Raw genomic sequence first — 19,520 nt, 5'->3', positions numbered from 1 at the left:
TCTATTTCGTAGAAGAAGAGGGAACGGGCGCCAGGGTAATGGCAAAACCGTTGGCATAACGTAAATCCGCACTATCCAGCGCCCGGCCATCCAAGCGCTGTGCAAGAGCGGGCCACGCCTGGACAAAACGCTGTATGCGGGTTGCGAAAGGCAAAGCTCCGGAGCGGCCGTGCGGGTCGGCCACATCGGCGGCCGGATCTCGTCCCAAGCTCAGGCGCACACCGCCCGACAGCTCGACAGACCAGGCATAACGAGGACTCAGGGTGATCTCGCTGACGCTGACATTCAAGGGCGCGAACCAACGCGCCAACTCGGCATATCGCTGGACGACCAGACGTTCGGAGTTCGCCGGGCCGTGGAATCGAGGCAGCCTCGCATCATCGGGCAGCTCGCCTTGATTCGCGCTGAAGGCCTCGCCCCAGGTATTGATCATCTGGTCTTCGTTCCACAGCGCCAACGGCTGCTGTTCCTCCAACTGCACATGCAGGGTATCGGGCCACACGCGGCGAATGCGTGCATGGCGCACCCAGGGAACGGTTTCCAGCAAATGGCGCGTTTCGTCCAGATCGATCGTGAAGAAATTGCCCGCGACCCGCCCCGCAATTGTCGCCCGGACACTGGCCGTCGAGACGTAATTCAATGCATCCGCTTGCATCGGTTCGATGCGGATGCGGTCAATCGAAAAATAGGGCCGCTGCACCAGCCAGAACACGACGCCGAGCAGCATCGCCAACACCGCCAATAAAGTCAGCGAGTTTGCGACGAAGTTGATGATGCGCGCGTCGTTGATCACGATTGGCTCCCTCCTTCGACCGGCTGAGCGCGGGGCGCAGCCACCTTGCAAGATGCGGTGTCGAGAATCGCAAGGCAAAGCTCGTCGTAGCTCATGCCTTGCGCTTTGGCGCCCATGGGCACCAGAGAGTGGCTGGTCATGCCGGGCGAGGTGTTCATCTCAAGCAGCCAGGGCCGTCCCTGCTCATCAAGCATGAAGTCGGCGCGCCCCCAGCCTTCGCATCCCAGCACCTCGTAAGAACGTTCGGCCAGACGCAGGATGTGGTTGGCAAGGGAGTCGTCCAGCGAAGCGGGGCAGATGTACTGCGTCTTGTCCGAAAGATACTTATGTTCGTAGTCGTAATTGCCGCCCGGCGCCACGATCTCGACGATGGGAAGGGAACGCGCGCCGCGCGGCCCGCCCAGCAACGGCACCGTCAATTCGCGCCCTTCAATAAACTGTTCGGCCAGCACCGTTGCATCAAAACCGGCCGCCAGACGATAGGCTTGCCGCATCTGAGACCGGTCCGTCACCTTGGTAACCCCCATGGTCGAACCTTCGTGCGGCGGCTTCATGATCAGGGGCAGCCCCAATCGATCGGCGGCCTCGTCCAGACTTTCCTCGTCGACCAGCACCACGTAGTCCGGTGTCGGCAGACCCTCGTGAAGCCACACTTTCTTGGTCATGACCTTGTCCATCGACAGGCTCGAGGCCAAGGGGCCGCTGCCCGTGTACGGCAGCCTCATCAGCTCCAGCATGCCTTGCAGCGTGCCATCCTCGCCGTAACGCCCATGCAATGCGATGAAGACCCGGTCGAACCCTGCATTGACCAAATCGGCCAGTGTCCGGGTTCCGGTATCGAACAGATGCGCGTCGACGCCGGCGCGGCACAACGCTTCATGCACCCCGCGCCCCGACATCAGCGACACCTCGCGTTCCGCGGAATGCCCGCCATACAACACACCGACGCGGCCGAACTTGCTGCTCATGCCAACTCTCCGATACGGGCGGCCACCCGGCTGATCGTGCCCGCGCCCATGACGACGACGACGTCACCGTCCACAACAAAATTCGTGACGACTTCGGGAAGGTCGGCAACGTCTTCGACAAAAACCGGCTCGACCTTGCCGGCGACCCGGATGGCGCGGGCGAGCGCGCGGCCGTCAGCTGCCACCACCGGCGCTTCGCCCGCCGGATAGACATCGGTAAGCAATACAGCATCGGCCTGGCTCAACACACGAACGAAGTCCTCGAAGCAATCGCGCGTTCGGGTATAGCGGTGTGGTTGAAACGCCAGGATAATCCGGCGGTCAGGCCAGGCGCCTCGAGCCGCCTGGAGCGTCGCCTCCATCTCGACAGGGTGGTGGCCGTAATCGTCGACCAGGGTGAAACGTCCGCCGCCCCGGGCCTCAGTAACGGGAAAGTCGCCCACGAGCGTAAAGCGCCGCCCCACACCATTGAATGCCTCCAGCGCCTCGGCGATCGCGTGATCTCCCACGCCCAACTCGGTGGCCACCGCTATGGCGGCAAGTGCGTTGAGCACATTGTGCCTGCCCGGAAGGCTGAGGCGCACCGATAATGCAGGCAGAGGGCCCGACACGCTGCGACGCTCAACGTCAAAGGCCATGGTGGTGCCATCCGCCTGGACATTCACGGCCCGCACCAGAGCGTCTTCATTGAAGCCATAGGTGGTCACCGGCCGCGAGATCAGAGGAATGATTTCCCGCACGTTTGCATCATCGCTGCAAACCACAGCGCTGCCGTAGAAAGGCAGACGCTGCGTAAACTCTATGAAGGCGCTCTTGAGACGCGCCAGATCGTGGCCATAGGTGTCCATATGGTCGACATCGATGTTGGTGATGATGGCCATCACCGGCAACAGATTCAAGAACGACGCATCAGACTCGTCGGCCTCGACCACGATGAACTCGCCCTGCCCCAGGCGCGCATTGGCGCCGGCCGAGGTTAGGCGCCCGCCAATCACAAAGGTCGGATCAAGACCGCCCCCAGCCAGCACACTGGCCACGAGGCTGGTGGTGGTGGTCTTGCCATGAGTGCCCGCCACGGCGATGCCGCGCTTCAAGCGCATGAGCTCGGCCAGCATCAAGGCTCGAGGCACGACTGGTATGCGAGCGGCCCGCGCGGCAAGCACCTCGGGGTTGTCAGCCGATACAGCGGTGGACGTCACGATGGCGCCCACCCCTTCCACATTGGCTGCGTCATGACCGATGCTGACCCGCGCCCCAAGTTCCGCCAGACGCCGCGTAACACTGGATTCCTGCATATCCGAGCCGCTGATGGCATAGCCCAGGTTGAGAAGCACTTCGGCGATGCCGCTCATGCCCGAACCGCCTATGCCGACAAAATGGATGCTTTGTATTCTGTGCTTCATGCGGCCCTCCGTGCCACGTGCTCGCAGGCGTCGGCTATCTGCTGTGCCGCGTTCAAGCTGGCATGCTCATGTGCATGCCCGGCGTAACGAGCCAATTCGTCGCGGCTTCGCTCCTTCAACCATTGGGCAAGCCATTCGGGCGTGAACTCCGACTGCTTCCGCAGCCACGCGCCGTTGCAATCACTGAGATAACGCGCATTGGATGTCTGGTGATCATCGATTGCATGAGGCAAGGGCACGAACAAGGCAGCGACCCCTGCCGCCGCAGCCTCGGCCACCGTCATGGCGCCCGCGCGGCAAATCAACAGGTCGGCTTCACCCAAACGGGCGGCCATGTCGTCGATGAAGGCATGGCACTGCGCCTGAACACCCGCCTGCGCATAGCGCTGGGCAAGGCTTTCGATATGCTGGACGCCCGCCTGGTGCACCACCACAGGACGTGCGTGCTCGGGCAGCAACGCCAAGGCGGCCGGCACAACTTCGTTCAATACCTGTGCTCCGAGGCTTCCGCCAACCACCAGCACACGCAGCGGCCCTTGCCGGCTGCGATATCGCTCGAGAACAGGCGGAAGCCGCAAAAGCTCCTGGCGTACCGGATTACCCACCATCAACGCGCCGGGCAAGGCGCCCGGAAAGCCTGTCAGTACCTTGCGCGCCATGCGTGCTAGAACACGGTTCGCCGTTCCGGCTATCGCGTTCTGCTCGTGCACCACAAGGGGAATGCGCCGCCACCGCGCCATCAGGCCGCCCGGAAAGGCAACATAGCCGCCCATGCCCAGCACCACATCAGGCCGTACCGAACTCAAGGCTCGTAAAGCCTGCCGGCACGCACCGGCAAGGCCGAACGGGAGCTTCAGCAAGGCCGCCGGCCCTTTTCCGCGCACGCCGGCGAAACGAAGCGGCTCAAGCGGAATATCATGCTGCGGAACGATCCGGCCTTCCATGCGGTCCGGATGGCCAAGCCACACCACACGCCATCCGCGCTGCCGCATTTCGTCCGCCACCGCAAGGCCCGGCATAATATGCCCGCCCGTGCCTCCGGCCATGATCAATATGGTTCGCGCGCTCATGTACGTTTGCCTCGCATCATGTTGCGGTTTTCGTAATCGACGCGCAACAGAAGGCCGACGGCCACCAGATTCATGACAATGCCTGTGCCCCCATAGCTGACCAGGGGAAGGGTCAAGCCCTTGGTGGGCAGCAGGCCCACGCAGACTCCTATATTGATAAACGCTTGAATGCCAAACCAAAGGGCCACGCCTTGTGCGACAAGACCATTGAAGATGCGCTCCATGGCGATCGCCTGACGGCCGATGTCGAAGGCGCGCCACACAAGGAAGGCGAAGGCGAAGATCAGCGCGGCCACGCCGACGAAACCGAGCTCTTCGCCAATGACAGCGACGATGAAATCGGTATGCGCCTCGGGCAGATAATGCAGCTTTTCCACACTGGCCCCAAGCCCGACACCGAACCACTCGCCCCTGCCCAGGGCGATTAGCGAATGCGACAACTGATAGGCGCTGCCATAGGCATTGTCCGGATTCCAGGGATCAAGGTAGGCGAAGAGCCGTTCGCGGCGCCACGGCGACAGCCAGATCAGCAATAGAAAGCTGCCGATCAGCACGGCCAGCAGACTGGAGAACAGCCTGCCGTTGATTCCGCCAATGAACAATATGCCAACGGCGATGGCCACGATGACCATGAAGGCGCCCAGGTCGGGCTCCGCCAAAACCACCATGCCCACAGCCGCCAGCGCGCAAGCCATTGGCATGAAGCCACGCACGAAGTTCTGCATATGCTCTTGCTTGCGCACCGTGTACTCGGCGGCGAACAGCAGCATGGCGATCTTCATAAGTTCCGAAGGCTGAAAATTCACGATGCCTAAGGGCAGCCAGCGGCGCGCTCCATTAACCTCTCGGCCGATGCCCGGGATCAGAACAATTACCAGCAGCAGCATGCACAAGAGAAACAGCGGCACTGCGGCCTTTTGCCACACACGCATCGGAATGCTCAAGGCGACGCCCAGGGCCAGTACGCCCATCAGCAGGAACAGCCCGTGGCGCAATACAAAATAATAACGTCCGTAGCTTTCATAGCGCGGCCCGTCGGCCAACGCAATCGAGGCCGAGTACACCATCAGCAGACCAAACAGGACCAAGGCCGCGCAAGCGATAATGACTGCGAAGTCGAAACTGGGCATAGTGGTGCGGCCCGGCCGCACGGCATTCACGCTGGAGGTCAAGTCGGCGAACAAGCTCATGCGACCTCCCCATTATCCAGTGCGAGAGCTTCAACGGCGTCCACAAAGGCCTGACCACGATGCACATAATCGCGGAACATGTCCATGCTGGCGCAAGCGGGCGACAACAGCACGGCGTCACCCGGCTGGGCCATGGCAAAAGCCTTGGCGGCGGCGTCTTCCATGGAAGACGCCATTTCAATCCGCACCCCCGCCCCTTCCAATGCCCGGGCCATGACATCGGCATCCTGGCCGATCAAGACAACGCCTCGCGCATGTTGCGCCACGGCTTTGGCAAGCGGCGAGAAATCCTGGCCCTTGCCCAGGCCACCCGCAACAAGCACCACAGGCTGTCCCAATCCCTCGAGCGCAGCCAGCGTCGCGCCCACGTTCGTGCCCTTGCTGTCGTTGATGAAATCAACGGCGCCGATACTGCGCAGGAACTCGCTGCGATTCGGCTCGCCGGCGTAATCCCTGAGGGCATGCAGCATGCCGGCCCACCCGGCGCCCAGGCAGCGCACCAGGCACAGAGCAGCCATCGCATTGAAGGCGTTGTGCAAGCCACGCACCCGAAGCGCGTCGGCCGGCATTAGCCGCCCGACGCGCCCATCGGGCCGTTGAGGAGGAGTTGCCGTTTTCTTGCGGCGACCGCCGCTGGGCGCGGGCGCATCCATTTCGTCGGCCTCGCAGTACGCCAGCCAATCAAGGCCCGCGCTGCCGTCCAGCCCCAGGTCGCCATCCCACCTCGGCAAGCTGCGACCAAAGCTTCTGACGGCCGGGGACCGCTGATCATCGACCATGCCCGCGACGAGCTCATCATCCCGGTTGATGACGGCCACTCGAGCCATGCTCAACAAGCGCGCCTTGGCCTTAGCGTAAGCCTCGATAGACCCGTGCCAATCGAGGTGGTCTTGAGTCACGTTGAGCACTGCCGCAGCGTCGAGCTCCAGGCCGGACGTGAACTCGAGCTGGAAGCTCGACAGCTCGAGCACCCAGACGTCCGGCAACTGCCCCTGTTCGCAGGCATCAAGCAAAGCCGCCAAGGCGGCTGGACCGATGTTGCCCGCGGCGCGTGCATGGAAACCGCCGGCCGCGGCCAACTGCCGTGCCATGGAGACTACTGTCGTCTTGCCGTTGGTGCCGGTCACCGCAAGCACTTTGGGCGAATAGCCCTGCTCGGCCATGTCGCGCAATGCACGGGCGAACAGCTCTATTTCACCCACGACTTCGATGTTTCGGCCGGCCGCCAAGGCCAACAAGCCGGCCACCGGCTCGGTGTGAGGCGACAAACCCGGACTGATTACGATGGTGCACACGTTTTCCAAGGCCGCTTCGCCAAAGTGCTCGACCCCCAGACGGTAGTCGACGTCCGCCTGCTGCAGATTCTGCTCCAGTGCCTCCATGCCCGCGGGCTTTGCGCGCGTATCCAGAACCCGCAGCGGCGCGCCGTGCCGGGCGCACCATAGCGCGGCCGCGACGCCGGTCTGCCCCAGACCTAGAATCAAGGTCCGGGCATCGGTTCGGATCGAGGGTATGGAAAAGTCGCTCATCTGAGTTTAAGTGTCGCCAGTCCGATCAGCACCAGAATCATCGTGATGATCCAAAAACGAACCACCACCTGGGTTTCCTTCCAACCGCCCACCTCGAAATGATGATGCAGCGGCGCCATGCGCAAAATTCTTCTGCCTTCTCCGTATCGTCGCTTGGTGTACTTGAAATACGCCACCTGGATCATCACAGACAGGGTTTCGACAACGAATACCCCGCCCATGATGAACAAGACGATCTCCTGACGGACAATGACGGCGATGGTGCCCAGCGCCCCGCCCAGGGCCAGCGCGCCCACATCGCCCATGAACACTTGCGCCGGATAGGCGTTGAACCACAGGAAAGCGAGGCCGGCGCCGGCGATGGCGGCACAAAGCACCATGACTTCGGACGCACCGGGAATATACGGAAACAGTAAATACTTGGAATAGTCGACGCGGCCCACCACATAAGCGAAGATGCCCAGGGCGCTGCCCACCATCACCGTGGGCATGATGGCCAGGCCGTCCAGACCGTCGGTCAGGTTGACCGCGTTGCTGGTTCCCACAATCACGAACCATGTCAGTGCGGCAAATCCGACAACGCCCAGCGGGTAGCTGACGCTCTTGAAGAACGGCACGATCAGGTCGGCACGGGTGGGCAAAGGCAAGGTAAAGCCGCTAAGAACCCAGTCGCGGAACAGAGGCCACAGGTCGGCGTTGGCCGGCGCCGACACGGCAAAGGTAAGGTATATGGCGGCCACCAGCCCGATCAGGGCCTGCCAGAAGAACTTACGGCGGGCCGACATGCCCTCCGGGTCGCGATTGATGACCTTCTTGTAATCGTCCGCCCAGCCGATCCAGCCAAAGCCGAAGGTCACCAACAGCACGACCCAGACGAAACGGTTGGTCCAGTCGGCCCACAACAGCGTGCTGACCGCGATCGCAATCAATATCAGCGCGCCGCCCATGGTGGGTGTGCCGGTCTTCTGTATGTGAGACTCAGGGCCGTATCCGCGCACGGCCTGACCTATCTTCAGCTCGGTCAGCTTGCGTATCACCCAAGGACCGGCCACAAGACCAATGAGCAATGCCGTTCCGCAGGCCAGGACAGCCCGGAAGGTAATGTATTCGAAGACACTGAACGCGCGTATATGCGAGTCGGAAAGCCAGCGGGCCAGTTCAAGCAACATTGTGGTCTCCTTCGGCCTTGGCCTGGAGTTGTTGTATATATCCCTGAACCACTCGTTCCATACGTGTACTGCGAGAGCCTTTTACCAGAATATTTGCGGGCGCCAAACTTGCCAGATGCCTTAGCAATGCATCCATGTCGTCAAATGATCGGGCATGGTCGCCAAAGGCCTCCGCGCATTGCCTGGCCGCCGGCCCGAATGTCAACAGAGCGTCGATGCCCTGTTCTTTGGCGTATGCGCCCACCTCTGCGTGCATGGCGGGACCCTGCGCACCGACTTCGGCCATGTCGCCCAGGACCAGCACCTTGCGGCCGGCCAGTTGGGCCAGCACCTCTATTGCCGCCCTGACCGAATCAGGGTTGGCATTATACGTATCATCGATCAACTGCAAGCCGCCCGGCAGCGCCGTGGGCTGCATACGTCCGGCAACCGGGTCGAACGCCTGCAAACCGTTCGCCACCGCAGTCAGCGGCGCGCCCGCCGCCAGTGCGCAAGCCGCGGCGGCCAGGGCATTGCGCAAATTGTGCAGGCCTGGAGCCTTGAGCCTCAAAGCGGCGGAACCTTCCGGCGTATCCAACCGAAAGCCGGTTCTTGTCGGTTCGGCATGAATGTCGGCGGCGCGCACGTCCGCTTCGCACTCCAGGCCGAAGGTCAAGGTTCGCCGCCCCTGGGACATTTCGCGCCACAAGGCGGTGTAGGCGTCATCAGCCGGGAATACGGCCACGCCGCTGTCAGGCAAGGCACTGATGACGCTGCCGTTTTCACGCGCCACGGCCTCGACTGTGTGCATGAATTCCTGGTGCTCGCGCTGAGCATTGTTGACCAGGGCGACCGTGGGCCGAACCATATCGGCCAGCATCGCGATCTCGCCCGGATGATTCATGCCCAACTCGAATACCGCAGCCTGGTGAGCCGGCTTCAGTTCCAGCAGCGTAAGCGGAACACCCAATTCATTATTCAAATTCCCGCGCGTCCATAACGCGGCAGCCTCGCCCAGCCAGGCTCGCAGGATGGACGCGATCATTTCTTTGGTCGTCGTCTTGCCGTTGCTTCCGGTGACTGCGATGGCCGGAATGTCGAAACACCTGCGCCACTGCGCACCAAGCATCCTCAGGGCCTTGGCCGTGTCGCCCACCTCGAACTGGGGCAAGGCAGCGTCGGGATCGCGACTTGCGACGATGGCCGCGCACGCTCCGGCCTCGCGCACCTGCTCCAAATAGGCGTGGCCGTCAAAGTGTTCGCCCACAAGGGCCAGGAATATCTGTCCGGCGGCAATGCGGCGCGAATCGGAGCTGAGCGAGGCGCCGCGTCGCCATGTCAGTGCCAGCGCGGACCATTCTCGATCATCGAACGCTGTACGGCGCCCGGCTATTTCTTGGTAGGTTTCGTGCCCCTTGCCCGCCAACAGAACAACATCGTTGTCCTCGGCGCGCCAGATGGCCTCGAGTATGGCCGCCGCGCGGTCGGGCTGAACCACCGGCTGAACCTCCATGCCGCCCAGGACGTCGTCCAGGATACTCTGCGGGTCTTCCGAACGAGGATTGTCGTTGGTAAGAATGACATGGTCGGCAAGCCTGCTTGCCAGCTCCCCCATCAAGGGACGCTTGCCTTTATCGCGATCGCCGCCGCAACCAAAGACGCAGATCAATCTGCCGCCCCGTGAAGCCGCCGTCTCGCGAAGAGCTTCCAGCGCGCGACCCAGTGCGTCCGGGGTATGCGCATAATCGACCACTACCATGGGCCCGCCGGTCGCGGTTGCGCCGCCACAATCGACCGCTTCGACGATTTGCAAACGGCCTCCTACGGAGCGTAGCGCCGACAGCGCCCTGGCGACCCGGGTTACAGACCAGCCAAGCTGGCCGAGAGCACCAGCGATCAGCAACAAGTTGGACACATTGTGCAGCCCCACCAAGCGCGTGACGAGTTGAGCAGTGCGTTCGCCGATCGAAAGGTTGAATACCAGGCCATAGGTGCCGGAATGGATGTCTCTGGCCAAGATCGATGCCGTCGCGCCCTGATCAAGAGAATAGGTATCCACACGGATGCCCGAAACCTGGCACGCAAGCTCTTGTCCCACGGGGTCGTCCACATTGATGACGGCAGACTCCAACCCGAGCCTGCTGAACAAGGCGAATTTGGCCGCTTTGTATTTCTCAATGGTCGAATGGTAATCAAGGTGGTCGTGAGTCAGGTTCGTGAAACCGGCGATCCGGATATTGACCGCGTCGAGCCGGCCCTGGTCCAGACCAATTGACGAGGCCTCGATGGCCGCCACCGTCGCCCCGGCATCGCGGATGGCCGCGAGACTGCGATGCACGGTCAGCACGTCTGGCGTCGTCAAGGCGCCGCCAAGATTCGTTCCGTCCGGCAAGGTCACCCCCATGGTGCCAACCGTGCCGCAGGGCTCGTCCGCCGCATTGAGCGCGGCCGCCAGCCACTGCACCGTGGAGGTCTTGCCGTTGGTTCCAGTTATGGCAACCACCGTCAACGCCTCAGAGGGGCGCCCATACCATTCGTGGGCGATCTCACCGAGCTTTCTTGTCAGGCCTTCTACCTGCAGGACAGCGGCGTTTTCTTCGATATGAAACCCAGCCCCGCCAGCCTCTGCCAGGACCGCGGACGCACCGCGCTCGAGAGCTTGCGCGACAAAGGAACGCCCATCGCTCTGGAGGCCCGGGCAGGCGAAAAAGACGTCGCCTTTTTCCAGTTGCCGTGAATTCAGGCACAGCTGCGCCGAAGGTGATGCGTGGCCGGAAATCCATTCGATCAATTGTTGAACGTTCATTCCTGCGCCTCCCCGTGAGCACCCACCGCAACCAAAGACTCAAACGGGGCGTCGGGCTGTACGCCCATGCGCCTCAAGCTGCTTGCCACAATATTTGAAAAAACCGGAGCTGCCACCCTGCCACCGTAATAAGCGCCGCCCTGCGGTTCGTCCAGCGTGACGGCCACGACAATACGCGGGTCGGACACCGGAGCGAAGCCAACGAATGAGCTGCGGTATTTGGATGTGCTGTATTTTCCGTCTACGATCTTGCGCGCCGTGCCGCTCTTGCCCGCCACGCGATAGCCTTGCACCTGAGCCAGTTTGGCTCCGTCCGGCCCAGCGGCCGCCTCAAGCATTGAACGCACCAGTGCTGCATCCTCGGGCTTGTATACCTGCACTGAAGTGGGCCGGCCCTCTCGCTTGAGCAGTGTCAGCGAGACCATGTCGCCATCGCGTGCAAAGACCGTAAACGCGTGGGCAATCTGCAAGAGCGATGCCGACAGGCCGTAGCCGTAGGCCATGGTTGCCCGCTCGATGGGACGCCAGCGTTCCCATGGGCGAAGCTTGCCAGAGGCCACGCCGGGGAAATTCGTATGAGGCGCCCTGCCGAAACCCAGCTCGGTGAACTTGGTCCACATTTCCTGGGAGGTAAGCCGCTCAGAGATCATCGTCATACCGATGTTGCTCGAACGGCGCAAGATGCCTGCTACGTCAAGCACGCCATTGCGGCTTACGTCCGATATGACCGACCCCTGGTAGCGATAGCGCCCATTGCCCGTGTCGAATTTCGTCTCGGTGGTTATCTTGCCCAGACCGAGGGCAAGCGCCGCCGTGAACGGCTTCATGATGGAGCCCGGCTCGAAGGTGTCGGTAATCACACGGTTGCGCAATGCATCGCCCTTGCGGTCGTCGCGTTTGTTCGGGTCGTAGGTGGGCAGATTGACCAAGGCCAGAACTTCGCCCGTCTTGACGTCCAGCACTATGCCCGCGGCAGCGCGTGCGTTGTGCTCCTCCATGCCTTTCTTCAGGGCCGAGTAGGCATCGAATTGCAAGCCGGCATCAATGGACAAGTGCAGATCTTGGCCATCCACCGGCGGCACCACTGCTTGCACGTCTTCGACGACGCGTCCGAGACGGTCACGGATGACGCGCCGACTGCCCGGCGTGCCCGACAGCTCGTCGTCGAAAGTCAGCTCCACGCCCTCGAGGCCTTTGTCCTCGATGTTCGTAAAACCCAGCACGTGAGCCGTCATGCCGCCTTCGGGATAAAAGCGACGCATTTCCGCCTGCTGGTGAACGCCCGGAATTTTCAAGGCTTTGATTTGATCGGCAAGCTCGACCGAAACCTGCCGCTTTATATAGACAAAGTTCTTGTCCTCGTTCGCGATCCGGGAATGAATGTCGGCCGGCCGCATCTCGAGCAACGCCGCCAACTCTTCCAGCTGGGCGCCGTCGGCGCCTTGAGCGTCTTCCGGAATGGCCCAGATGGCCCGGGCGGGTACGCTCGAAGCCAATACGACATCGCCGGTGCGATCAAAGATCTTGCCGCGCGTGGCCGGCAGCACCAGTGTGCGCTCGTAGCGGCGCTCGCCCTGCTGCTGAAGGAAATCCTTGGACATTCCCTGCAGATACAGCGCCTTGACGACCACCGCCGCAAACCCCAACATCAGAAGTATCAAGACCAGGCGCGCGCGCCATAGCGGCATTTGAATATCCAGGACCGGACTGTCATAGAAACGCACGCGCTTCATGGCTGTCCTCCGTTCATCTGGCCTGGCGCCGGGTCTGCCGCGAAGTCGCCTTTGAGATACAGGGTACGGTCTGGCGAGGACGGCCGCATATCCAGGTCGTTACGCGCAATTTCATCAATACGCGCATTGCGCGCCAGCTCGGCTCGCTCCAGTTGCAGCCGACGCCAATCCGTATCGAGTTCGCGAGCGTAGGCGGCCGTCCGCTCGGACTCCACGAAAAGTTGGCGCGATTGATAGCGCGCCGTGACAAGGGAAATTGCAGATAGCATCAGCAATGCAGCGAAAAGGATACTTAGCCGGCCCATTATTTTTTCCTCCTGGGCGGCCGAGAGGCCGACTTCGGCACCAGTCGGATCGAATTGATGAACGATGCGCCCTCGTCGTCCGGCAACGGCTCGCTGGTGCGTTGCGCCACGCGTAACACAGCCGAGCGCGCGCGCGGATTCTCACGCGCCTCTTCGGCCGAAGACAACACCTTGCCCAAAGACTCCAAGATGGGCCGCGGCATGTCCTTCTCGAAAATGGGCATGCGCGACTGTGCCTCGCTGCGACGACGCGCCGCGGCAATGCACTGCTTGACCATGCGATCTTCGAGAGAATGGAAGCTGATCACCGCCAGACGCCCTCCGGGAGCCAGAAGCCTCAAAGCTGCCGCGAGGGCGCGCGCGAGTTCTTCGAGCTCTTGATTGATGTGAATCCGTAAAGCCTGAAAGCTGCGGGTGGCCGGGTGTTGACCCTTTTCGCGCGTGCGGACGACACTGGCGACGAGCTCGGCGAGGTCGAGCGTTGTGCACAGCGGCCGGGATTCGCGGCGACCAACAACCGCCTTTGCAATCTGGAAAGCAAACCGTTCTTCGCCATATTTCGCTATGACCTCCCTTATCTCTTCTAAATCGGCCTCAGCCAACCATTGAGCCGCGGTCATCCCGCTGCTCGTGTCCATGCGCATGTCCAATGGGCCATCGCGCATGAAGGAAAAACCTCGTTCAGCATCGTCGATCTGAGGAGAGGAAACTCCCAGGTCGAGCATGATGCCGTCCACCTGCTTCAGGCCCAGGGCCTGCAATTCTTCGAACATGGAGGCAAAGCCGCCATGCACCACTTCGACCCTGGCATCCTTGGCGCGAAGCTCGCGGGCGGCCTGTATGGCGACCGGGTCTTTATCAAAGACCACCAGCCTGGCGTTTGGCCCAAGCCGCGAAAGCAGCAAGCTGCTGTGCCCGCCCCGGCCGAAGGTGCCGTCCACATAGACGCCATCCGGGCTGCGAACTTCGCCATCCGGCCGAAACACCCGCGACTTGGCGTCAAAGCCGGGATCAACGAGGGCGTTGACCGTGGACTCAAGCAGCACGGGCCGGTGTGTGAACTCCATGGATGCGTCAGAACGAAAAATTGTCTAGGGCGTCCGTCATGCCCTTTGCGAGCGCCTCGGCTTCTGAGCGCGCCCACTCGGCCGCATCCCATAACTCAAAGTGCCCCCCCATTCCCAACAGCATGATTTCGCGCGTCATTCCGGCAGCCTGGCGCAACTCGGGCGCAACCAGGATACGTCCCGAACCGTCCATGTCAACGTCTTGCGCATTGCCCAGCAGAAGACGTTGCAATGGCCTTGCCGAAGCCGGAAAAGCGGCGATCTGTTCGCGTTTCTGTTCCCAGATATTGCGGGGATAAAGCAGCAGGCAGCCGTCAGGGTGCCGGGTGAGGGTCAGACGGCCCTCGACCTGCGATTTAAGCGCGTCACGATGCCGGGTAGGAATTGAGACCCTCCCCTTCGCATCCAACGTGAGTGCGCTGCTTCCCTGAAACACCTATTTATCCCCACTTTTTTGCACAAAATCCTACTTTTCCCCACTCTACGGTAAGCTTCGTCACTGGTCAAGCGCTAACTTGCGGTTTTTCCAATGACAACAAGCACTTACAGTCGCAACGAAGAAGAGCGCAGAAGGAAAAAAGCAAAGGAATCAAAGGATTGCGAAATGATCTAAAAGTGCTTTGTACGGTCTGAAGTCGCATAGCTTGGGGAAAGCTTTGCTTTTGTTTACATACTGGGGCGCTAATGAGCGGGGGGAGAGCGCAAGACAGACCTATAGGCCGGATTCTGTACGCCGGACGGGAGCCCGGCGGGCAATCATTCCTCTGGGCGAACCATTGCTGGAGCGCTCTAGCCATCTACCCGCATGCTCGGACGGGCCGCCCTTTAGGCCCCGAAGGACCCGCGCATGCCTATTTGATGTTGCTCCGGATAGAGGTTGCCGCGTTTCACCCTGTCGCGCCGCACCTCGCATGAAGTACGCCGTACGGAGATGGCCGTACGGGTGCGCACCATTAAGCGCGCCCTCGCGACAGACTCGTCTCTGTGGCCCTATTCCTCGTCCGAGCCGCAGCTTGCGCCGCAAACCCGGACGGACGGCCGTTAGCCGTTATCCTGCCCTGTGGAGTCCGGACCTTCCTCGATATCGAATACCGCGATTGCCCAGTCTGTCTTGCATTCATATTGTAGCCGACCATAGGGCCGTTACCGACCCGAAAGCCCCCAACCTGCGACAATAAGGGCTGGACGCACACCCCCCATCAATTTCTCTGTTTGGCATTACGCATATCCGATATGGCAGTCAACCTTATTACCCTGATCGACATTCAACTGGCCTACGGCCACCATCCCCTGCTCGACCATGCCGATCTCACTGTGCAATCTGACGAACGCATCGGACTGATCGGCCGCAACGGGGCCGGAAAGTCTTCTCTTCTGAAACTGCTGGACGGCCGCAGCATGCCTGACGACGGAGAAATCAAGCGCTTGGGGGGCTTGCGTGTGGCAACCGTCGAACAAGAGCCGGTGCTCGACGAAGACGCCACCGTATTCGAAACACTGTGCGGCGACATTAACGAAACCGAAGACTGGGTCCGCCCCGCGCGCGTCCAGGCTCTTATCGACGAACTGGGCCTGGATGCAGACGCCTCGATCGCCGGTCTGTCGGGCGGCACCCGCAAACGGGTCGCCTTGGCGCAAGCGCTCGCCGACGAGCCCGACCTGCTATTGCTGGATGAGCCTACCAACCACCTGGACTTCACGGGCATAGATTGGCTCGAAAAGCGTCTTCTGGCAGCGCGCTGCGCCATCATACTCATCACCCACGACCGCCGCTTTCTCGATATCGTCACCACACGCATTGTCGAGCTCGATCGCGGCAAGCTGTTCAGCTTTCCGGGCAACTTCAGCTCGTGGCAACAGCGCAAAGCCGAGTGGCTTCAGGCAGAGCAGCAACAAAACGCCAAGTTCGACAAAGTGCTCGCCCAGGAAGAGGTCTGGATCCGCAAGGGCGTGGAAGCCCGGCGCACCCGCAACGAGGGGCGGGTGCGCCGCCTTGAAGCCTTGCGTGTCGAGCGTGCCGCCCGCCGCGAACGGATGGGCAACGTCAACCTTGCCATTGCTGAAGGAAAGCGCTCGGGCAAGCTCGTTGCCGAGTTAAGCAAGGTGTCGCACGCTTTCGGCGAACGCATCATCGTGCGCAACCTCAGCACCATCATCCTGCGCCAGGACAGAATCGGCCTTCTCGGGCCAAACGGCGTGGGCAAGACAACCCTGCTCAAGATCATCCTGGGTGAACTCGCGCCCGATGAAGGGCAGGTGCGGCTGGGCGTCAACCTTACGGTTGGATACTTCGACCAGATGCGGGCGCGACTGGACGAAAACGCCACCGTGGCCGACACCATCAGCCCCGGCAGCGAATGGGTGGAAATCGGCGACCAGCGCAAGCACATCATGAGCTATCTGGAAGATTTCCTCTTTTCGCCCGCGCGCGCGCGTTCTCCCGTAAGCAGCCTCTCGGGCGGTGAACGCGCCCGGCTGGTGCTGGCGCGCTTATTCGCCCGTCCCACCAATGTGCTTGTCATGGACGAGCCAACCAACGACCTGGACATCGAAACACTAGAACTGCTGGAATCGCTGCTGCAAGAATATCAAGGCACCGTGCTCCTGGTCAGCCACGATCGCGAATTTCTGAATAACGTCGTCACACAAACCCTGGCGTTCGAAGGCGATGGGCACTGGGCCGAATACGTTGGCGGCTACGATGAATGGCTCGCACAAAGGCCTGAACCCCGGCACTCGAACGCAGACAAGCCGCGTGCCGCAGCAACCGCCTCCAAACCCGCCCCGGCAGCCTCTAAAGAAACTGAACCCAAGAAGCCGGCCCGGCCCGGAAGGCTGGCCTCATGGGAGCAAAAAGAACTGGACGAGATGCCGGATGCAATTGCCCTGCTCGAGGCGCGGCAAGCCGAGCTTGCCGGGCAACTGGCCGACGGCAGTCTATACCGCGACGCACCCGACAAAGTCGACGAGATCAACAAACAGCTGGAAGCCCTCGAAGAGGAACTGACCGGATTGTTCGAGCGCTGGGAGCTGCTTGAAAGCAAGCAGTCGGGCTGAATCCCGGCCAGTACAGCGAGCGGTTCGTCATCAGCTCGGGCTGTGGCATTGACTGATGGCTCTGCCAAGCCCCCGGCGCCAGTTGATGACTCTGCTCAGGCCTCGTCAGACACTTGCCAACGTAGCTCTTCGCCGGCCGCCAGCGGTACCATGGCGGTGTCACCCACAGGAATTTCGTCGGGGATGCGGGTGGCGCCACGGCGCAATGTCAGCGTGCCCTCATTCAAGGGCAAGCCGTAAAATGCGGGTCCGTTAAGGCTGGCAAAGGCCTCAAGCGCATCGAGCCGACCCGCTGCTTCGAACGCCGTGGCATAAAGGCCCATTGCATGAAACGCCGTATAGCATCCCGCACAGCCGCAGGCTTGCTCTTTGCTGCCACGAGTGTGCGGCGCACTGTCGGTACCCAGGAAAAACCGTTTGTCGCCGCCGGTTGCCGCCTCGATCAGCGCCAGGCGATGTGTTTCTCGTTTGAGTACCGGCAGGCAATACCAATGCGGACGGATTCCGCCCACGAACAGAGCGTTGCGGTTGTATAGAAGATGCTGCGGCGTAATGGTGGCGGCAATGGGCCCTTCGGCCTGTTTCACGTACTGAACGCCATCACGGGTGGTTAGGTGTTCAAAAACGACCTTTAGTTCTGGATACCGCTTGCGTAGCGGAATCATGACGCGATCGATAAATACGGCTTCGCGGTCGAAGACATCGACAGCGGGGTCATTGACTTCGCCGTGCACCAACAGCGGCATTCCATGCTTTTCCATAGCCTCAAGCGCCTGGGCGCACTTGCCAAGCAAATCGGTCACCCCCGCGTCGGAGTTCGTGGTGGCGCCTGCAGGGTACAGCTTCACCCCATGAACAAAGCCGGAACCCGAGGCGGCAGTGATCTCGCCAGCGGTCGTGTTATCGGTAAGGTACAAGGTCATCAGCGGCGTAAATGCGCCCTGTTCTATACCCGCCTTGCCTAGCGCAGCCTCGATTCTGTGGCGGTAGGCCTGTGCAAGTGCCGTCGACGTAACCGGCGGCGTCAGGTTGGGCATGATGATGGCCCGGGCAAACTGACGGGCGGAGTCGCCGATTACGGATTCAAGCATGGCTCCATCCCGCAAATGCAGATGCCAGTCGTCGGGACGGCGCAGCGTCAACGTGTCGGTGGCGCTGCCGACGGAGCTATCGGTGGTGTCAGTGCTATGCATAACTCTACAATCTTAAATTCGAGAAAACTTCATCTTACCTTCTAATATTGCCCGACATAGGTGGTTTTTGCCCCCTTCGGACACAAATCGCTTTGTCTTTGGCGGCAACTCAAGTTATGCTCAGGAAAACGACTTATTCACCCCCTATTGGAGCACGTTCCTATGGCAACATCCGCAAAAACCGCACGCAAGCCCAATGCGGCCTTCATGAAGCCACTGACTCCCAGCCCCACCCTTGCTGCCGTTATCGGAGCCGAGCCGCTCCCGCGCACCGAGGTAACCAAAAAAATCTGGGAGTACATCAAAAAGCATGACTTGCAGGATCCTGCCAACCGACGCAACATCAACGCCGACGACAAGCTCCGCCCACTGTTCGGAAAAGACCAGGTGTCCATGTTTGAACTCACCAAACTGGTCAGTGGCCACCTGAAGTAATAAATTTGCGGCCAAGCTGTATTTAGCCGCACACAATAAAAAACGCTGCTCTTGGGCAGCGTTTTTTATTTGGCGGATACCGTTTCAATCAATCGTTTGAGGAGCCCCGCCTGAAAACAAGGCGAGCCAGCCACGAACGACGCGGTAGATGATCCAGATCAGCGCGATCATGCCTGTGATCCAGCCAATGAAAATGTACGTTGCAATGGCGCTAAGCACACACCACAACAAACCCCACCAAAAGGTCTTGATGAGCCAATCGAAATGTCCGGCATAGATGGTGCCGGCCGCGTCGCTGCGCTTCAGGTAGGCCACTACGACAGCCGCGATTGTGGCTAACCCGAGAAAACCTGCGCTGATCAAGCCCAAGGCAAACAGGCCGTACACGACGTGCGTTAATGTGCGCATCGACAGACCACCGGGATTTTCTGGCGGCAAGACATCGGTCATAGACCCTCCGAAACATTAAGACCATTGATATGAAATTTTGAGTTGGTCTATTTTACCTGTTTAGCTGTCGGCTGTTGGCGCTTTGTCTTTAACCATGATTTCGCGAACTGTATTTTCGCTTATCGCTGGCGACGCGGTGGCTCGTTATGCGAGCGCTCTCCTATAAGTGCTGGATAAGTATTGCCTTCATGGCGTGCCCATCTACGGCTTCACCCGTCACACGGCCACGCACGGGTTGTGTCGCTAAAGAGTGGATGGGCTACTGCCCGAGATGGCGCAGACCCGCCATGCGGGCCATAAACGCCGAGCAATAAGGGGGCTCGGCCCCCAAAAGGCAAAGCCCCTGCATCGGCAAGATGCAGGGGCTTTGGGG

At 60.9% G+C, this 19,520-nt stretch carries 16 protein-coding genes and 1 other RNA gene; 2 read left to right on the top strand and 15 right to left on the bottom strand.

Going from position 1 to position 19,520, the window contains the following annotated elements:
* Position 1: 1 nt before the first annotated feature.
* From ACIY1O_RS15065 to rnpB, 13 genes are all read right to left on the bottom strand, one after another.
* Positions 2-793, bottom strand: coding sequence for a cell division protein FtsQ/DivIB (locus ACIY1O_RS15065; RefSeq protein WP_397475918.1), 792 nt, complete (start codon positions 791-793; stop codon positions 2-4).
* The gene (locus ACIY1O_RS15060; RefSeq protein WP_397475917.1) at positions 790-1,761 is read right to left on the bottom strand and encodes a D-alanine--D-alanine ligase; all 972 of its coding nucleotides are present in this window, start codon (positions 1,759-1,761) and stop codon (positions 790-792) included. Before ACIY1O_RS15060 ends, ACIY1O_RS15065 begins: the two co-directional genes overlap by 4 nt.
* Complete coding sequence (gene murC, locus ACIY1O_RS15055; protein ID WP_397475916.1) at positions 1,758-3,164, bottom strand: UDP-N-acetylmuramate--L-alanine ligase; 1,407 nt, start codon at positions 3,162-3,164, stop codon at positions 1,758-1,760. The genes ACIY1O_RS15060 and murC overlap by 4 nt, the downstream gene beginning before the upstream one ends.
* The gene (murG, locus tag ACIY1O_RS15050; RefSeq protein ID WP_397475915.1) at positions 3,161-4,234 is read right to left on the bottom strand and encodes an undecaprenyldiphospho-muramoylpentapeptide beta-N-acetylglucosaminyltransferase; all 1,074 of its coding nucleotides are present in this window, start codon (positions 4,232-4,234) and stop codon (positions 3,161-3,163) included. The genes murC and murG overlap by 4 nt, the downstream gene beginning before the upstream one ends.
* Positions 4,231-5,424, bottom strand: a complete 1,194-nt coding sequence (ftsW, locus tag ACIY1O_RS15045) for a putative lipid II flippase FtsW (RefSeq protein WP_397475914.1) — start codon at positions 5,422-5,424, stop codon at positions 4,231-4,233. Before ftsW ends, murG begins: the two co-directional genes overlap by 4 nt.
* A complete protein-coding gene (gene murD / locus ACIY1O_RS15040; RefSeq protein WP_397475913.1) occupies positions 5,421-6,953 on the bottom strand; it encodes a UDP-N-acetylmuramoyl-L-alanine--D-glutamate ligase in 1,533 nt (510 codons plus the stop codon). Before murD ends, ftsW begins: the two co-directional genes overlap by 4 nt.
* The gene (gene mraY, locus ACIY1O_RS15035) at positions 6,950-8,122 is read right to left on the bottom strand and encodes a phospho-N-acetylmuramoyl-pentapeptide-transferase (protein WP_397475912.1); all 1,173 of its coding nucleotides are present in this window, start codon (positions 8,120-8,122) and stop codon (positions 6,950-6,952) included. Before mraY ends, murD begins: the two co-directional genes overlap by 4 nt.
* Positions 8,112-10,907, bottom strand: coding sequence for a bifunctional UDP-N-acetylmuramoyl-L-alanyl-D-glutamate--2,6-diaminopimelate ligase MurE/UDP-N-acetylmuramoyl-tripeptide--D-alanyl-D-alanine ligase MurF (gene murF / locus ACIY1O_RS15030; RefSeq protein WP_397475911.1), 2,796 nt, complete (start codon positions 10,905-10,907; stop codon positions 8,112-8,114). Before murF ends, mraY begins: the two co-directional genes overlap by 11 nt.
* Positions 10,904-12,640: a peptidoglycan D,D-transpeptidase FtsI family protein gene (locus tag ACIY1O_RS15025; RefSeq protein WP_397475910.1), complete on the bottom strand. Its 1,737-nt coding sequence runs from the start codon at positions 12,638-12,640 to the stop codon at positions 10,904-10,906. The genes murF and ACIY1O_RS15025 overlap by 4 nt, the downstream gene beginning before the upstream one ends.
* A complete protein-coding gene (gene ftsL, locus ACIY1O_RS15020) occupies positions 12,637-12,945 on the bottom strand; it encodes a cell division protein FtsL (protein WP_397475909.1) in 309 nt (102 codons plus the stop codon). Before ftsL ends, ACIY1O_RS15025 begins: the two co-directional genes overlap by 4 nt.
* Complete coding sequence (gene rsmH, locus ACIY1O_RS15015) at positions 12,945-14,012, bottom strand: 16S rRNA (cytosine(1402)-N(4))-methyltransferase RsmH (protein WP_397475908.1); 1,068 nt, start codon at positions 14,010-14,012, stop codon at positions 12,945-12,947. The genes ftsL and rsmH overlap by 1 nt, the downstream gene beginning before the upstream one ends.
* 7 nt (positions 14,013-14,019) lie before the next feature.
* Positions 14,020-14,448 carry a division/cell wall cluster transcriptional repressor MraZ gene (gene mraZ, locus ACIY1O_RS15010; RefSeq protein WP_397475907.1) on the bottom strand — a complete coding sequence of 143 codons (429 nt, stop codon included), beginning with the start codon at positions 14,446-14,448 and terminating at the stop codon, positions 14,020-14,022.
* A gap of 263 nt (positions 14,449-14,711) precedes the next feature.
* Positions 14,712-15,125: RNase P RNA component class A (rnpB, locus tag ACIY1O_RS15005), an RNA gene on the bottom strand.
* 120 nt (positions 15,126-15,245) lie between these two features.
* Between rnpB and ACIY1O_RS15000 the strand changes: the two genes are divergently transcribed.
* Entirely contained in the window at positions 15,246-17,069 is a 1,824-nt protein-coding gene (locus tag ACIY1O_RS15000) for an ATP-binding cassette domain-containing protein (RefSeq protein ID WP_397475906.1), read from the top strand.
* 95 nt (positions 17,070-17,164) lie between these two features.
* On the opposite strand, the gene pyrC is transcribed toward ACIY1O_RS15000, so the two are convergent.
* Positions 17,165-18,262: a dihydroorotase gene (gene pyrC, locus ACIY1O_RS14995; protein ID WP_397475905.1), complete on the bottom strand. Its 1,098-nt coding sequence runs from the start codon at positions 18,260-18,262 to the stop codon at positions 17,165-17,167.
* Between the two features lie 162 nt (positions 18,263-18,424).
* Here pyrC and ACIY1O_RS14990 point away from each other — a divergent pair, with 162 nt between their 5' ends.
* Positions 18,425-18,697, top strand: a complete 273-nt coding sequence (locus ACIY1O_RS14990) for an SWIB/MDM2 domain-containing protein (protein WP_397475904.1) — start codon at positions 18,425-18,427, stop codon at positions 18,695-18,697.
* 84 nt (positions 18,698-18,781) lie between these two features.
* On the opposite strand, the gene ACIY1O_RS14985 is transcribed toward ACIY1O_RS14990, so the two are convergent.
* On the bottom strand, positions 18,782-19,147 hold the full coding sequence (locus ACIY1O_RS14985) for a DUF4870 family protein (RefSeq protein ID WP_397475903.1): 366 nt from the start codon (positions 19,145-19,147) through the stop codon (positions 18,782-18,784).
* Positions 19,148-19,520: the final 373 nt, after the last annotated feature.

The sequence above is a fragment of the Pusillimonas sp. genome (assembly GCF_044464525.1).
Taxonomy (GTDB): Bacteria; Pseudomonadota; Gammaproteobacteria; order Burkholderiales; family Burkholderiaceae_B; genus Pusillimonas.
This window is presented reverse-complemented; position numbering and strand designations above follow the sequence as displayed.

What these genes read in the sequence shown, in the direction of transcription:
- mraY (WP_397475912.1), bottom strand. Translation starts at nt 8,122, where the DNA reads ATGTTGCTTGAACTGGCCCGCTGGCTTTCCGACTCGCATATACGCGCG.
- pyrC (WP_397475905.1), bottom strand. Translation starts at nt 18,262, where the DNA reads ATGCATAGCACTGACACCACCGATAGCTCCGTCGGCAGCGCCACCGAC.
- rsmH (WP_397475908.1), bottom strand. Translation starts at nt 14,012, where the DNA reads ATGGAGTTCACACACCGGCCCGTGCTGCTTGAGTCCACGGTCAACGCC.
- ACIY1O_RS14990 (WP_397475904.1), top strand. Translation starts at nt 18,425, where the DNA reads ATGGCAACATCCGCAAAAACCGCACGCAAGCCCAATGCGGCCTTCATG.
- murD (WP_397475913.1), bottom strand. Translation starts at nt 6,953, where the DNA reads ATGAGCGACTTTTCCATACCCTCGATCCGAACCGATGCCCGGACCTTG.
- ACIY1O_RS15000 (WP_397475906.1), top strand. Translation starts at nt 15,246, where the DNA reads ATGGCAGTCAACCTTATTACCCTGATCGACATTCAACTGGCCTACGGC.
- ftsL (WP_397475909.1), bottom strand. Translation starts at nt 12,945, where the DNA reads ATGGGCCGGCTAAGTATCCTTTTCGCTGCATTGCTGATGCTATCTGCA.
- ACIY1O_RS15060 (WP_397475917.1), bottom strand. Translation starts at nt 1,761, where the DNA reads ATGAGCAGCAAGTTCGGCCGCGTCGGTGTGTTGTATGGCGGGCATTCC.
- murC (WP_397475916.1), bottom strand. Translation starts at nt 3,164, where the DNA reads ATGAAGCACAGAATACAAAGCATCCATTTTGTCGGCATAGGCGGTTCG.
- murF (WP_397475911.1), bottom strand. Translation starts at nt 10,907, where the DNA reads ATGAACGTTCAACAATTGATCGAATGGATTTCCGGCCACGCATCACCT.
- ftsW (WP_397475914.1), bottom strand. Translation starts at nt 5,424, where the DNA reads ATGAGCTTGTTCGCCGACTTGACCTCCAGCGTGAATGCCGTGCGGCCG.
- ACIY1O_RS15025 (WP_397475910.1), bottom strand. Translation starts at nt 12,640, where the DNA reads ATGAAGCGCGTGCGTTTCTATGACAGTCCGGTCCTGGATATTCAAATG.
- murG (WP_397475915.1), bottom strand. Translation starts at nt 4,234, where the DNA reads ATGAGCGCGCGAACCATATTGATCATGGCCGGAGGCACGGGCGGGCAT.
- ACIY1O_RS14985 (WP_397475903.1), bottom strand. Translation starts at nt 19,147, where the DNA reads ATGACCGATGTCTTGCCGCCAGAAAATCCCGGTGGTCTGTCGATGCGC.